Source organism: Streptomyces sp. WAC07094 (assembly GCF_036320405.1).
Lineage (GTDB): Bacteria > Actinomycetota > Actinomycetes > Streptomycetales > Streptomycetaceae > Streptomyces > Streptomyces lannensis.
This window is the reverse complement of record NZ_JAVMJZ010000001.1, coordinates 1,389,442-1,403,695: the sequence shown is the minus strand read 5'-3', so window position 1 is coordinate 1,403,695 and position 14,254 is coordinate 1,389,442. Positions and strand designations below refer to the sequence as shown.

Sequence of the window (14,254 nt, the reverse complement as noted above, 5' to 3'; positions counted from 1 at the left end):
AACGCCAAACACGGCCCGCGTCCCGTCGTGCCGCGCTTCGTCGGCCACGGCCGACGAAGCGCGGCGAGCACGGGACGCGGGCCGTGTTTGGCGTCCCTGTCAGGCGGGTGTGCGTGCCGCTTCCAGACGGACCACCACACCCTTGGACGTGGGGCAGTTGCTGATGTCGGCGACGCTGTCCAGCGGGACCAGCACGTTGGTCTCGGGGTAGTAGGACGCGGCTGAACCGGGGCTGGTGGGGTACCCGACGACCCGGAAGTTCTCCGCCCGGCGTTCCGTCCCGTCGTGCCAGACGCTCACCAGGTCCACCTCGTCGCGGTCGGCGATGCCGAGGGCCTCGAGGTCGCCGGGGTTGACGAGCACGACCCGGCGGGCGTTGTGTATGCCGCGGTACCGGTCGTTCGGGGCGTACGGCACGGTGTTCCACTGGTCGTGCGAGCGCAGGGTCTGCAGCAGCAGATGTCCCTCGGGGACGTGCGGCATGGTGAACTCGTTGCAGGTGAAGACCGCCTTGCCGCCGGAGTGCGGAAGACGCGCTCGTTCACCGGGTTGGGCAGCTTGAAGCCACCGGGCCGCGCCACCCGGCTGTTGAAGTCCTCGAAGCCCGGTACGACACGGGAGATCCGGTCGCGGATCGTGCCGTAGTCCGCCTCGAAGTCCTCCCAGGGGATGGAGGGTTCGTCCCCCAGCGTGCGGCGCGCCAGCCGGCTGACGATCGCCACCTCGCTCAGCAGGTGCGGTGAGGCCGGTGGCAGCTTCCCCCGGGAGGCGTGCACCTCGCTCATCGAGTCCTCGACGGTGATGAACTGCTCACCCGTGGCCTGGACGTCCCGGTCGCTGCGGCCCAGCGTGGGGAGGATCAGGGCGGTGTCGCCGCAGACCGTGTGCGAGCGGTTGAGCTTGGTGGAGACATGCGCGGTCAGCCGGCACCCGCGCATCGCCGCCTCGGTGACCGCACTGTCGGGAGTGGCCCGTACGAAGTTCCCCGCGACGCCGACGAAGACCTTGGCGCTGCCGTCGCGCATGGCACGGATGCCGTTCACCGAGTCGAGGCCGTGCCGGGTGGGCGGGGTGAAGCCGAACTCGCGCTCCAGGGCGTCCAGGAACCCCTGCGGCATCCGCTCCCACACCCCCATGGTGCGGTCCCCCTGGACGTTGCTGTGGCCGCGCACCGGGCACACTCCGGCGCCGGGCCTGCCGATATTGCCCCGCAGCATCAGGAAGTTGACGATCTCACGGATGGTGGGAACCCCGTGCTTGTGCTGGGTCAGCCCCATCGCCCAGCACACGATGATCTTCTTGCTCCGCAGGACGCTCGCGTGCACACGCTCGATCTCCTCGCGGGACAGCCCGGTCGCCGTCAGCACATCGTCCCAGGAGGTCTTCTCGGCCTGTGCGGCGAAGTCCTCGAAGCCGGTGGTGCTTCTCCTGATGAAGGAGTGGTCGAGCACGGTGCCCGGCGCGGCCTCCTCGGCGTCCAGCAAAAGCCGGTTGAGGGCCTGGAACAGGGCGAGGTCGCCGCCGGCGCGGATGTGCAGGAACTGGTCGGCGATGGGCGTGCCGCGGCCGATCACGCCGCGTACCCGCTGCGGGTGCTTGAAGCGCATCAACCCGGCCTCGGGCAGCGTGTTCACCGCCACCACCCGGCCGCCGTTGCGTTTGGTCTCCTCCAGCGCCGACAGCATCCGCGGGTGGTTGGTTCCCGGGTTCTGTCCCACGACGAAGACCAGGTCGGCGTCGTGGATGTCGTCCAGCGAGACACTGCCCTTGCCGATGCCCAGCGTCTCCTGCAGCGCGGACCCGCTCGACTCGTGGCACATGTTGGAGCAGTCCGGCAGATTGTTGGTCCCGAACGCGCGGGCGAAGAGCTGGAGGAGGAAGGCGGCCTCGTTGTTCAGCCGGCCGGATACGTAGAACAGGGCCTCGTCGGGGGAGTCCAGTCCGCTCAGCTCCCCGGCGAGCAGACCGATCGCCTCGTCCCAGCCGATCGGCTCGTAGTGGGTCGCGCCGGGTCGCTTCACCATCGGCTCGGTCAGCCGGCCCTGCTGGTTGAGCCAGTAGTCGGACATGCCGCCCAGCTCGGCGATCGAGTGCTCGCGGAAGAAGTCGCGGGTCACGCGCCGTGAGGTGGCCTCGTCGTTGATGTGCTTGGCGCCGTTCTCGCAGTACTCGTTCATATGGCGCTTGCCCGGTGCGGGCTCGGGCCAGGCGCAGCCGGGGCAGTCGATGCCCTTGGCCTGATTGACGTTCAGCAGCGTCAGCGCGGTGCGCCGCACGGACGTCTGGCCGAGGGAGTACTCCAGGGCGTGCGTCACCGCGGGCAGACCCGTCGCCCAGGTCTTGGGCGAGGTGACCGACAGATCGTCGCTGGGGTCCTCGATGCTGCTCATGATCCGGGCTGCCTCTTTCCACGCTGGGCCACCGGCCGGGCCGTGCGCATCCGGCGCGTGTGCGTGCGCGTCCGAGGCCACCACCGCGCCGCGGCGGCCGTTCTCCCCTTTTCGCCGAACCGGGAAAACGCGCCGGACGTACGGGCCATGGACGTGCGTATTCACGTGCGCCGTCTGCGCATATCCGACTCCCACTGCGAGAGCAGCTTCCGCCGGTACCCGGCCGGAAGTCAAAGAGGGCTCTTCGATGATCCGATCGGCGCCGCTTATCACGGTGGCGGTCTTCTCATCGGGACGGCGACGGAACGGAACGGGGCCGGGTGGCGGGGGAATGCGCGGCGCGTGCCTGTTCGGGAGCGGCCGGACGGATTTAGCCGGGCGGTCCTGCGGCCGCCGACGAACGGGCCGGCGGGACGAGCGCACCTCCTGACAGGAGCCGCCGATCGCACGACAGGTAATTCCTTTTCGGCCGGCATGGTAAATTCCTGGACGGTGGTCGAGGGGCGAACAATTCCGTCCGGGTGGTTCGGGAAAATGGCGCCGATTCCCTGTTCCGGCATTTTTCGGAAGCCCGGCCATGGATATCGACGACATTGGCAGGCGCGATCCGCGCCGTACGCCCCACGCCCGAACTGATCCGAGCCGCCGCCCAGCACCAACGGCCGCCTGCGTGGCCGGCGGACGATGAACAGTCCACCATCGAAAGCAAGTGATATACCCCGATCATGCCCCGTTTGCAGCTTTCACACCTCCTTGTGACCGGGAGCGCTCGGCGGCGTGCGGCGGCCGACCTGGCGCGCGTACTGACCCCGCGCGGCGCGCTCTTCCTGCACAAAGTGGACGGGGCGTTCACCTGCGCAGTGCACGCCGCACTCGCCATGGCACTGCCGGCGATGCCGTTGGTGCTGACCGGGCGGGCCGAGCAAGCCGTCTACGCCATGCTCGGCGCCTTCACCACCACGTTCGGGCACAACCTGCCCTACCCGCGGCGCGCCAGGGTCCTCGCACTGGCCGGGGTGGCCATGACCGTGTGCGTGGGCGGTGGCTCGCTGCTCGCCGCGTGGGCCCATCCCCGGGAAGGGGGAGGCGGCGCCGTCGTGGTGGTCGCGGCCACGGCCGTGGTCGCCGGTGCGGCGAAGTTCGCCTGTGACGCCGTGCGACAGAGCGGGCTCGGCGCGGTGCTGCTGCTCTTCTCGTTCGCCGTGGCGGCCAACGCGTCGCCCGTCTTCGACGATGTCCTCCCGCAGACCGCGCTGGCCGCGGTGGGAGCCGCCGTGGCGTGGGCGCTGGCCATGTCGGGCCGGCTCGTACAGCCGGACCGGCCGCAACGCCTCGCCGTGGCCGCGGCCCTGCGGCAGCTCGCCGGGCTGCTGGAGTCCGGTGGTGTGCGGCACGGGGGCGGACCGGCCCGGAACCGGGCCACCGCCGCCGTACTCCAGGCATATGTGTCCCTCGGACTTCTGCCGCCCACCGGCGCCGGGCAAGGTGCCCGCGGCGGTGTGTGCGCGCGCCTGACCGACCTCTCCTGGTCGTTGCTGATCGGCTCCGTGCGCCGGTCGCCCGACGACCACGCCGACCTGGCGCGGCACCTGCGCCGACAGGTCCGGCTTCTGACGGACCGGCACCGCCGGGTCCCCCCACTCCTGCCGGAGCTGCCGGTGCCCGTCGCGGCCGCCCGGACCGGAGCCGCCGAGGACGCGACGGGCACCGCACCGGAACCGATCGACCCCGCCGCCGGCCGTGCCGCCGAGACACGTGCCGCCGAACTGCTGGTGGGGCGGCGCCAGGGACGGCCGAGCCATGTCTCGGTCCTGGTGGTACCCGCACTGCGGATCGTCCTCGGGACCGGGCTGGCGGGCGGACTGGCCGTGGCCCTGCACCTCGGGCACGGCTACTGGGCGGCGATCTCCGCCGCGGCGGTGCTGCACTCCATCAACGTCCGCACCGCGGCGCAACGCGCCGTTCAGCGCACGGTGGGCACGGTGGCCGGGCTGGTCGTCGCCCTGGCCGTACTGGCCCTGCGGCCGGACGCGGCAACGCTCGTCCTCGTGATCGTCCTTCTGGAGTTCCTGCTGGAGTACGTCGTGTCCCGCAACTACGGTCTCGGCGTCGTCTTCCTCACGCCGCTGGCACTGCTCCTGACCGAACTGGCGGTACCCTCGGCTCCCGGGACCCTCATCCTGGACAGGGCGGTCGGCAGCATTCTGGGGATCGCCATCGGGCTGCTCTGCGGACTCCTGGTGGTCCACGACCGCGCCGCGGTCCGGGCCGAGCATGCGCTGACCGCCTGCACGGAGGCGGCCGAGCATGCGGAGCAGGCGCTGGACGAGCGCTCGGCGCAGGCGTTCCCGTTCGTACAGACGCATCTGGCCGTGGCCGTCGTGGAACTGCGCGAGGCCGACGACGCCGCGGCGGGGGAGCTGTGGTCGGCGGAGATCGATCCCGCCGAACTCGCCGCCGCGGAGCAGCGTGCCTATCTGCTGCTCGAACGGCTCGCCCGGGGGCGGTGACGCCGCGGTGCGCCCCGGCCGCCCCCGCGCCCGGCTCGATTCTTCGGCCGCCTCCTCGCTCAGGTGGCGGGGGTGATGGTGACCTTGACGTGCTTCATGATCGGTTGGTCGCTCTGGGTGCTGTGGTCGGCGAGCGCGCACAGCACGTTCATCTCGGGCATGTACCCGGCCGCGCAACCCCGGGGGATGTCGTAGGGGATGGCGAGGTAGCCGCTCAGGGAACGGGTGCTGCCGTCCCTGGCCGTGCTGGTGATGTCGACGGGACCGAGATCGGCGATTCCCCGTTCGCGCATGTCGCCCCGGTTCATGAAGACGAGCGTGCGGAGGTTCTTGATGCCGCGGTAGCGGTCGTTGTCGGAGTAGATGGTGGTGTTCCACTGGTCGTGGGACCGCATGGTGCCGAGCGCCAGGGTGCCGGGGGCGGGGACGACGTCGCGCAGACGGGCCGCGGAGAACTCGGCGGCGCCCGAAGCGGTGAGGAAGACCAGCTCACGAGCGGGCTGCTTGATGCGGAAGCCGAGGGGCAGGCGCACACGGCGGTTGAAGTCCTCGAAGCCGTCCAGGACTTGGGCCATGGTGTCGCGGATCCGGTCGTAGTCCTCGACGTACCACTCCCACGGAGTGGAACTGGCGGGCAGGGCGGCCCGGGCCATGCCCGCGACGATCGCCGGCTCGGACAGCAGATGCGGCGAGGCGGGGCGCTTCATACCGATGGACAGGTGCACCATGCTCATCGAGTCCTCGACGGACGTGCTCTGGATGCCCTTGCGCTGATGGTCCTTCTCCGTGCGGGCGAGGCACGGCAGGATGAGTGCCTGACGTCCGTGCACGAGATGACTGCGGTTCAGCTTGGTGCTCACCTGCACGGTCAGGTCGCAGTTGCGCAGCGCCGCCCAGGTGACCGGGGTGTCGGGCGCGGCCATGGCGAAGTTGCCGCCCATACCCACGAACACCTTCACATCGCCGCGTAGCATCGCCTGGATGGTGCCGACGGTGTCCAGGCCGTGCTCACGCGGCGGATCGATCCGGCAGACCTCGGCCAGCCGGTCCAGGAACTCCGCAGTGGGCCGGTGGTCGATGCCGCAGGTCCGGTTGCCCTGGACGTTGCTGTGCCCGCGCACGGGGGAGGGACCCGCCCCCTCCCGCCCCAGGTTGCCGCGCAGCAGAAGCAGATTGACGATCTCCCGGACGGTGTCGACACCGTGCTCGTGCTGGGTGAGGCCCAGACACCAGCTGAAGATGCTGCGATCGGCGTCGTTGTAGATGCGTGCCGCCTTCAGGATGTCGGCGCGGCTGATCCCGGACTGGCGCTCGAGCTCCGCCCAGGGCGTCTCCTCGCACAGCGCCCGGTACTCGTCGAAGCCGGAGGTGTGGCGGTCGACGAACTCCTGGTCCAGGGCCTTGGGGTCCGTCTTGGACTCCTCCAGGACCGCCTTGGCCATGCCGCGCAGAAGCGCCATGTCACCGCCGATGCGCGGCTGGAGATTCAGCGTGCTGGTCCGGGTCGTTTTGAAGAGTGCCATGTCCAGGAAGTCGTGGGGGACGATGGTGCGGGTGGCGGCAGCCTCGACCAGTGGATTGATGTGCACGATCTGGGCGCCGCGATGGTAGGCCTCGGCGAGGGCGGTGAGCATCCGGGGCGCGTTGGAGGCGGCGTTGACCCCCAGGATGAACAGGGCGTCGGCGTTCTCCCAGTCCTTGAGGTCGACGGTCCCCTTGCCGGTACCCAGGGATGCCTGCAGTGCGCGGCCACTGGCCTCGTGACACATGTTGGAGCAGTCGGGCAGGTTGTTCGTGCCCAGCTCGCGGGCCATCAACTGGTAAAGGAACGTGGCCTCGTTGCCGAGCCGGCCCGAGGTGTAGAAGGAGGCCCGGCCGGGGTCGTCCAGCCCGCGCAGGGCACTGCCGATCAGCTCGAAGGCGTCCTTCCACCGGGTCGGGACATAGTGGTCCGTCTCCGGGTCGTACATCATCGGCTCGGTCAGCCGGCCCTGGTCCTCCAGCGCGTAGTCGCTCCACCGGGACAACTCGGTCACCGAGTGCGCGGCGAAGAACTCGCGCCCGACACGCTTGGGTGTCATCTCCCAGGTGACGTGCTTGATCCCGTTCTCGCAGATGTCCAGCTTCAGGCCTTTGGTGTCGTCCGGCCATGCGCATCCGGGGCAGTCGAAACCCGTGTTCTCGTGGTTCATCCGCATGATCGCCCGCGGCCCGTCCAGCAGCGCGTGCTCGCGCACGAGGACACGGCTCACGCTCTTGGCCGCGCCCCAGCCCGCCGCCGGATGGTGGTACGGGTGGAACTCCGGGCCTTCCGTGGGGACCGGCCCCACTGAGGGCTCCGGCTCTTCCCACTCGTCCTTGTCGGTGCTCAAGGCTCTCCACCCTTTCGGCCATTCGGTTATACGAGGGCAACCGGGGCCTTTCGGCAGGCTATGCCGGATGATCAGGGCCCGCCACTCGATCGGGGAGCGCCGGGTGACGGAGGGTGAGCGGCAGCGATCGGCCGGCCGGGACGGGGTGTCGACGGCGTGCGGCGTCCGCGTCAGTGGGTGACGATTCCTGCGACGAGGTTGATGGCCGTGGCGAGAATGCTGGTGCCGAAGACGTAGGACAGGAGGCAGTGGCGCAGCACCATCGCACGGATGGCCGAGCTCGACACACCGGTGTCCGAGACCTGATAGGTCATGCCGAGGTTGTAGCTGAAGTAGAGAAAGTCCCGGTACGCCGGCGGCCGCTCGGAGTTGAAGTCGATCCCGCCCGCCGACTCCGGATAGTAGAGATACGCGTAGCGGGTGGCGTACATCAGGTGCAGTGCCGCCCAGGCCATGAACACACCGCCGAGCGCCGTCGCGGCATGGGCGGGGTCCGAGCTGCCGAGGAGCAGCACCACGATGCCGACCAGCCCGCACACGGCGGCCGCGACCACGGCGAGCTCCTCGGCGACGGGCCGCAGGTCCTCGCGCCGGGCATGGCCGCGAGTCGCTGCGGCATCCATCGGCCACAGGACGAGCCAGCCCGCCACCACGAAGAACGCCTCCGTCACGGCGATGCCCGTCAGGACACCCAGCGGGGCGTCGGTCGGCACACCGACGGCGGCACCGGCCACCACTCCGACGACCACGGCGCCGGTGAGCCGGGGAATGGCCGAGACCGGCAAGCACGTGCTCATACGTCCCGACCGTAGCGGCTTTGCCGCCCTCGGCACCCGGACGCCGAAGCAGTCGGCGTAGCGGACGGCGCGCAGAGGGTGATCCCGGCCCGAAGACGCCGGACGCCCACGCACGGTGACGCGCCGGGCGGGGCACCGGTACGCCATCGGTGAGTTGCCCGTCCGGCGTCCTGGCGATCGTGACCCCGAGTTGGTCGGGTGTGAACGCCCTTCGTCCGAGTGCGCCGGTACGGAGCGTTGCCGGGCGCCGGCCCGGACTTTCGCGCCACCCCTCTGTGAGCCCGGCGGACCGGGTGCGGCGGAGGGCGTGGGGCACCCGTAGCGGCTGACGGTCCGTCATCTCGCTTTACGTCCGGCAGTGCACCCCAGGTGGCACGAGTGGCTGAATCGGTTTGCCTTAACCGGGCGTTGACTTGGTTGACACAGGGTCACCCGAGGCGTTGGATCGGTGTCCGCATGCGCTGGCAACGTTGTCAGGGTGGTCCGTCCGCCTGGTCTGACAACGATGTCAAGCATGTGGTGCGGAAACGCACCTGCACGTCATCCGTGAGGTCACAACCCCCGCCGTGGAGGCACGTGATGGCAAAGCCCAGGTCCCCGCGACCGCTCAGATTCCGCAGCCGCATCCGCAGACGTCTCGCCGCCGTGTCCGTACTGGCCATGGCCGTCCTGCCGCTCCAGGCGCTCGGCGCCGTGTCCGCCTCGGCCGCTCCCGCCTTCGTGGGGGATCCGGCGTCGTTGGTCAACCCGCTCATCGGTACGTCGGGCGAGGTCGACACCTTCCCCGGGCCCGACATGCCCTTCGGCATGATGCAGTGGGGGCCGGACACCACTCCGCACCGCGCGCTGGGCGGAGGTTACGAGTACAACGACTCCAAGATCTCCGGCTTCAGCCTCACCCATATGTCCGGGCCCGGCTGTTCGGCGGGTGGCGACGTGCCCTTGCTGCCCCTCACCGGCTCCCTCTCGGGCGACCTGGGTGGCACGAGCGTGGGATTCAGCCACGACAACGAGCACGCCGCCCTCGGCTACTACGGCGTGAAGGACGACAACGGCGTCTCCACGGAGCTGACCACCACCACCCGCGCCGGTCTGGGCCGGTTCACCTTCCCCGGTGGCGACGACTCGCACCTGCTGCTCAAGCTGAGTGGCGGAGCCACGCAGATCGACGGCACCCGTGCCCAGGTGGTGAACGACCACGAGATCATCGGTGCGGTCCAGAGCGGCCACTTCTGCGGTGCCGCCAACACCTACACGATCCATTTCGACATCAAGTTCGACCACCCCTTCACCGGCAGCGGGACCTGGACCGGCTCGACGGTCAACCCCGACGCCAAGGCGCTGCGACTGGGGCGCCCCGAGCAGACGCTGAGCAAGCGTTCGTCGGACGAGCTGGCAGAGCGGCACTTCACCGTGCCGGCCGCCCCCTCCCCGAGCGTGCACGGCGGTGCGGGCAAGCAGGGCGGTACGCAGTCCAGCCCGCCGGTCACCGGCGCCAACGGCATGTACCTCACCTTCGACACCACCGGCGCGCGGACCGTGACGGCCGCCGTCGGCATCTCGTACACCTCCGACGCCAACGCCCGTGCCAACCTCACCAAGGAGGTCAAGGGCTGGGACTTCGACGGGATGCGCGCCGCCAACCACGCCGCGTGGAACGCGGTGTTCGACCGGGTGCGGATCGCGGGCGGTACCCGTGACCAGCAGACGCAGTTCTACACCGCGCTCTACCACGCGCTGCTCCACCCGAACGTCTTCTCCGACGACAACGGCCAGTACATGGGGATGGACGACCAGGTCCACACGGTGGCCAAGGGGCAGCAGGCGCAGTACGCCAACTACTCCGGCTGGGACACCTACCGGTCGCAGACCCAGCTGATGGCGATGGTCGAGCCGAAGGTCACGGGTGACGTCGTCACCTCGATGCTCAACGGCTACGACCAGACCGGGCTGCTGCCGAAGTGGGCGCAGAACAACGGCGAGAGCTATGTGATGGTCGGCGACCCGGCGGACGGCATCATCGCGGGCGCCCGCGCCTTCGGGGCGCAGAACTTCGACGTGTCGCACGCCCTGGACGCGATGGTCCACGAGGCGACCAAGCCCAACAACGACCGGCCGGGCCAGTCCCTGCGGGACACCAAGGGCTATCTGCCGATCGACGGCGCCGACTGGGGCTGCTGCAACTTCTACGGCCCGGTCTCGACGCAACTGGAGTACGACAGCGCGGACTACGCCATCGCGGCACTCGCCAAGTCGCTGGGCAGGAACGACGTCTACACCACGTTCGCGAGCCGTGCGCAGGACTGGCAGAACGTCTTCAACCCGCAGACCGGCTACCTCCAGGCGAAGAAGGCCGACGGGGAGTGGGCGACCGGCTTCGCGCCGGGCACGTCCAACGGCTTCGTCGAGGGCACCTCGGCGCAGTACACGCCGATGGTTCCGTTCAACCTCAAGGCGCTCATCGCGGCCCGCGGCGGCGCGCAGGCGTGGAGTTCCTACCTCGACAGCCTGCTGGGCGACATCGCTGACCCGTCGGCGACCGACGCCAATCTGAGCAATGAGCCGAGTCTGGAGATCCCCTGGGAGTACGACTACGTCGGACAGCCCTGGAAGACCCAGCAGGCGGTGCGCGAGGCACAGCAGAAGCTGTACTTCAACGCGCCCGTCGGCTCGTTCGGCAACGACGACCTGGGGGCGATGAGCTCCTGGTACGTCTGGTCGGAGCTGGGCATGTACCCGCAGACGCCGGGCACGGACGTGCTCGCGTTGGGCAGCCCGGTCTTCACCCGGGCCCAGGTGACGCTGCCGAGCGGGCGCACGTTGAACATCGACGCGCCGCAGGCCGCGTCCGACGCGCCGTACGTGCAGTCGCTGACGGTGAACGGAAAGGCGTGGAACAAGGCCTGGACGACCTTCGGCGCACTGAAGAACGGCGGCACTCTCGACTACACGCTGGGCACGCAGGCCAACACCGGATGGGCCGCGGCCGACGGCTCGGCACCGCCGTCGGACTCCACCGGCCAGCGGGACGTGCTCGCCTCGGCCGGTCCCTCCGGCGTCGGCCTGGTCCTGTCGCCCGACGGCACCGGCACGGGGACGCTCGACGTCTCGAACATCGGCAGCCGTGCCCAGACGGTGCACTGGACCGCCCAGGCGCCCTCGGGCGTGAGCCTTCCGGCCTCGTCGGGCTCGTTCGACGTCGGCGCCGACGGCACCGCTCAGCAGCAGATCAAGGTGACCGCGGGCGGCACCGAGGGGGTCTACCCGGTGCTCTTCTCGCTCACCGACGGCACCGGAACGAGCCTTGGCACGGTGGCGCTGCGCGTGGTGGTGGCCCGACCGGGCGAACTGTGGCCGTACTACACGACGCAGGGGGTCTATCCGGACGGCACCCGTTTCACCGGCGGCTTCGACGGCGGTGGATGGGCGTACTCGAAGGACGCGCTGGCGGCCGCGGGTGTCGACGGCGGTGGGCAGAGCACCGCGGACGGGATCACGTACACCTGGCCCGCCTTCGGCAGCGGCAAGGACGACGAGATCGAGCTCGCCGGCCAGAGCATTCCGCTCGCCGGGCCTAGCGGAGCCTCCTGGCTCGGCCTGCTCGGTGCGGCCACCAACGCCCCGTCGACCGGCTCCTCGAGCCGGGTGACCGTGACCTACGAGGACGGCACCACGTCGACCGGGACCGCGGTCTTCTCCGACTGGACGCTCAACGCGGGAGGCAGCAAGCCGGTTTCCCAGGACACCACGGTGGTCTCCATGCCGTACCGCGTCACCGGTTCCGGAGGCCAGGACTCGGTGACGACGTACGTCTTCGCCACCAGGATCCCGGTCGACCCGGCCAAGAAGATCGCCTCGGTCGGACTCGCGGCGGCGGACGACGGCACGAACCACGTCTTCGCCGTCGGCTTCGGCGGCTGACGCGCCGTAGGGCGCCGCACGCCGTTCGACCGACAGTGTGAGGGGGTTCCGCCCCGGTCCTCAGGACCGGGGCGGAACCTTCGGCTTTTCGAGGCGCGGCGGCCGGACCCCGGCCCGGGCGTTGCAAGCCCGGCGACCGGTGACCGTCAGCCGCTGCTCCACTTCTGGTTGTCCTGGCCGTTGCAGGACCACAGCTGGAGTCGGGTGCCGTTGCCCGTGCCCTCGTCCTTCACGTCCACGCACTTGTCGGCCTGGGGGTTCACCAGGTCGTGGGCGGAATTGAGGCGGAACTGCTGAGCGGGGTTGCCGCTGCAGTTCGCGAGCTGGATCACCGCGCCGTTGGCGCTGGAACCCCAGGCCACGTCCATGCACTTGCCCATGGCGCGCACCGTTCCGTCCGACATGAACTGCCATTTCATACGGGCGGTTCCACCGCAGTCCCAGATGTCCAGGGGCGTGCCGTCGTTGCCCCGGCCGCCGGACACGTCGATACAGCGGCCGGAGGCGTGGCTCCAGATCGAGACACCGGCGACGGCGGGGGAACCTCCCGAGGAGCCGGAGGAACCCGAGGACCCGGTGGACGTCTTCTGGCCGGTCGACGTCGTGCCCTTGGTCGTGGACTTCTTGCCGCCGGACGAGGACGACGAGGCATGGTGTTCCGACGTTCCGGACGAGGGCTTCGTACCGGCGGCCGAGTCGCCCGCACCACCGGAACCGCCGCTCGTACCGGATCCCTTGATGTGCTTTCCGGGCTTCGCGGCGGGAGATCCGCTGAGCGAGCCGCCGGGAGAGGGGGACGCCGAGTCGAATGCGCCGGGAACGCCGCCACCCGGTTGTTCGCCTCCGAGGACGGTGCCGGGCGCGGCACCGGTCCGGGCGGTCCGGTCCTTGCCGCCGTCGCCGCCGGTCGTCACCAGGAACGGAACGGACACCAGCAGTGTGCCGACGATGGCGGCCGCCGCCAGCAGGCTCTTGTGGGGCCGCCCGGGCGCGACGGCGGTCGCCGTCTCGGCGGCCGTGGCGCCGGACGCCTCCTCCTCCGTGGCCTCGGCGGTGGCGGTGGCCTGCTCCTCCTCGGACCTGGTCTCCTCGGCCTCGGCGGTGCCGGCAGCGGTTTCCTTGCTGCCGGGCTCCGGCTCGCCGCCCTCGTCGGACCCGGCCGGTGCCGACTCCGGCGTCTGCGCCGTCTTTTGCGCCGATTCCGCCTCCGCCGCCCGGGCCTCCGCCTCCGCCGCCCGGGCCTCCGGCTCCGGCTCGGTCCGGGCCTCGGCGGTCGCGGTGGCCGCGGCGGTCTGCTGGGGTTCCTCGGTCTCGGCCTGCGTCGGCTCGTTCGGGGAACTGGGGCGCTGGGAGGCCGTCATGGCGTCCTTCCGGTGAAGACGGTGGTGTGGGAGGTGGTGGGCGGTACGACGTGACCCACGGGCGGGTGCGGCGGGTCGAGCGTGCTGATCATCGCGCAGCCGGCTGCGGCGTCGGCCCCGGGATCCCCGAAGCGGCTTGCGGGGCGCCCGATGCGAGCGCCGCGAGGAGCGTCTCCGTCTCGATCACCATGCTGACGGCGCCGGTCGGATTGAGGTACAGCCGATGCCCGCGCGGCAACCGGCCGACGAGATCGGCGACCCGCAGGGTCTCGGAGGCGAGCAGACCGGCCGCCCGCAGATGTCCGGGGGAGGTGAAGACCGGGATCACCGCGTCGCCGTCCGGAGTGCGCGCGGCGAGCGGTTCGCCTGCGGGCCCGAGCAGCACCGAGACCTCCGCGGCCGCCAGCAGCCGGGGGACCTCGTCGACCGGGCCGTATCCGGTGGAGGCCCGCTGCACCGCCTCGTCCACATCGTCGGTCGGCTCCGGCCAGCCGAGCGCCGTGGGCGAGGGACGGTAGTCCTCGTTGGCGCGCCACTCCTCGATCTCGCCGTTCATCCCGGAGCGCCACTCCCCGATCAAGGCCCAGCCGGGCGGGGGGTCCTCGCCGCGCCAGGCGGGATCGACCATGCCGAGCCAGTGATCGGGCGCGAGCAGGGCCGCCTCCCGTACCTCAGCGGGTATCTCGGGCGACGGCGAGGCCGTGACCGGTGGCTCCGGTGTTCGGCCGTCCGCCGCTCGCCCGGATGCCGCGTCGTCCGGGGACGAGGGCCGCGGCGCTGGGCTGTCGCTCACTGCGTTGACTCCTTCATGGTCGGGCGGGACGGGGCCGGACCAGGGCCGGAGCCGGTCGCCGGTCGCACCGGCCGTGCGGTGTCCCCCTCCGAAATGGTGCTCCTGATACA

At 70.5% G+C, this 14,254-nt stretch carries 6 protein-coding genes and 1 pseudogene; 2 read left to right on the top strand and 5 right to left on the bottom strand.

What is annotated here, in order from left to right; all coding sequences use genetic code 11:
* Nucleotides 1-99 precede the first annotated feature (99 nt).
* Nucleotides 100-2,390 (bottom strand): annotated as a pseudogene (locus RCR19_RS06180) (FdhF/YdeP family oxidoreductase).
* A 725-nt stretch (nucleotides 2,391-3,115) separates the two neighbouring features.
* Here RCR19_RS06180 and RCR19_RS06175 point away from each other — a divergent pair.
* A complete protein-coding gene (locus RCR19_RS06175) occupies nucleotides 3,116-4,900 on the top strand; it encodes an FUSC family protein (RefSeq protein ID WP_331264173.1) in 1,785 nt (594 codons plus the stop codon).
* Nucleotides 4,901-4,959: 59 nt separating this feature from the next.
* Here RCR19_RS06175 and RCR19_RS06170 read toward each other — a convergent pair whose 3' ends face one another.
* Nucleotides 4,960-7,272, bottom strand: a complete 2,313-nt coding sequence (locus RCR19_RS06170) for an FdhF/YdeP family oxidoreductase (protein ID WP_331264172.1) — start codon at nucleotides 7,270-7,272, stop codon at nucleotides 4,960-4,962.
* A 170-nt stretch (nucleotides 7,273-7,442) separates the two neighbouring features.
* A complete protein-coding gene (locus RCR19_RS06165) occupies nucleotides 7,443-8,069 on the bottom strand; it encodes a DUF1345 domain-containing protein (protein ID WP_331264171.1) in 627 nt (208 codons plus the stop codon).
* A 579-nt stretch (nucleotides 8,070-8,648) separates the two neighbouring features.
* Between RCR19_RS06165 and RCR19_RS06160 the strand changes: the two genes are divergently transcribed.
* Nucleotides 8,649-11,990 carry a lectin gene (locus tag RCR19_RS06160; protein WP_331264170.1) on the top strand — a complete coding sequence of 1,114 codons (3,342 nt, stop codon included), beginning with the start codon at nucleotides 8,649-8,651 and terminating at the stop codon, nucleotides 11,988-11,990.
* Nucleotides 11,991-12,136: 146 nt separating this feature from the next.
* Here RCR19_RS06160 and RCR19_RS06155 read toward each other — a convergent pair whose 3' ends face one another.
* Together RCR19_RS06155 and RCR19_RS06150 are read right to left on the bottom strand one after the other, a co-directional pair.
* Nucleotides 12,137-13,351 (bottom strand): RICIN domain-containing protein, encoded by a 1,215-nt coding sequence (locus tag RCR19_RS06155; protein ID WP_331264169.1) that lies wholly within the window; start codon nucleotides 13,349-13,351, stop codon nucleotides 12,137-12,139.
* Nucleotides 13,352-13,439: 88 nt separating this feature from the next.
* Complete coding sequence (locus tag RCR19_RS06150; protein WP_331264168.1) at nucleotides 13,440-14,144, bottom strand: type VII secretion system-associated protein; 705 nt, start codon at nucleotides 14,142-14,144, stop codon at nucleotides 13,440-13,442.
* Nucleotides 14,145-14,254 lie beyond the last annotated feature (110 nt).

Excerpts from the sequence above, each read along its gene's own strand:
- RCR19_RS06175 (WP_331264173.1), top strand. The coding sequence starts at position 3,116 with ATGCCCCGTTTGCAGCTTTCACACCTCCTTGTGACCGGGAGCGCTCGG.
- RCR19_RS06165 (WP_331264171.1), bottom strand. The coding sequence starts at position 8,069 with ATGAGCACGTGCTTGCCGGTCTCGGCCATTCCCCGGCTCACCGGCGCC.
- RCR19_RS06160 (WP_331264170.1), top strand. The coding sequence starts at position 8,649 with ATGGCAAAGCCCAGGTCCCCGCGACCGCTCAGATTCCGCAGCCGCATC.
- RCR19_RS06155 (WP_331264169.1), bottom strand. The coding sequence starts at position 13,351 with ATGACGGCCTCCCAGCGCCCCAGTTCCCCGAACGAGCCGACGCAGGCC.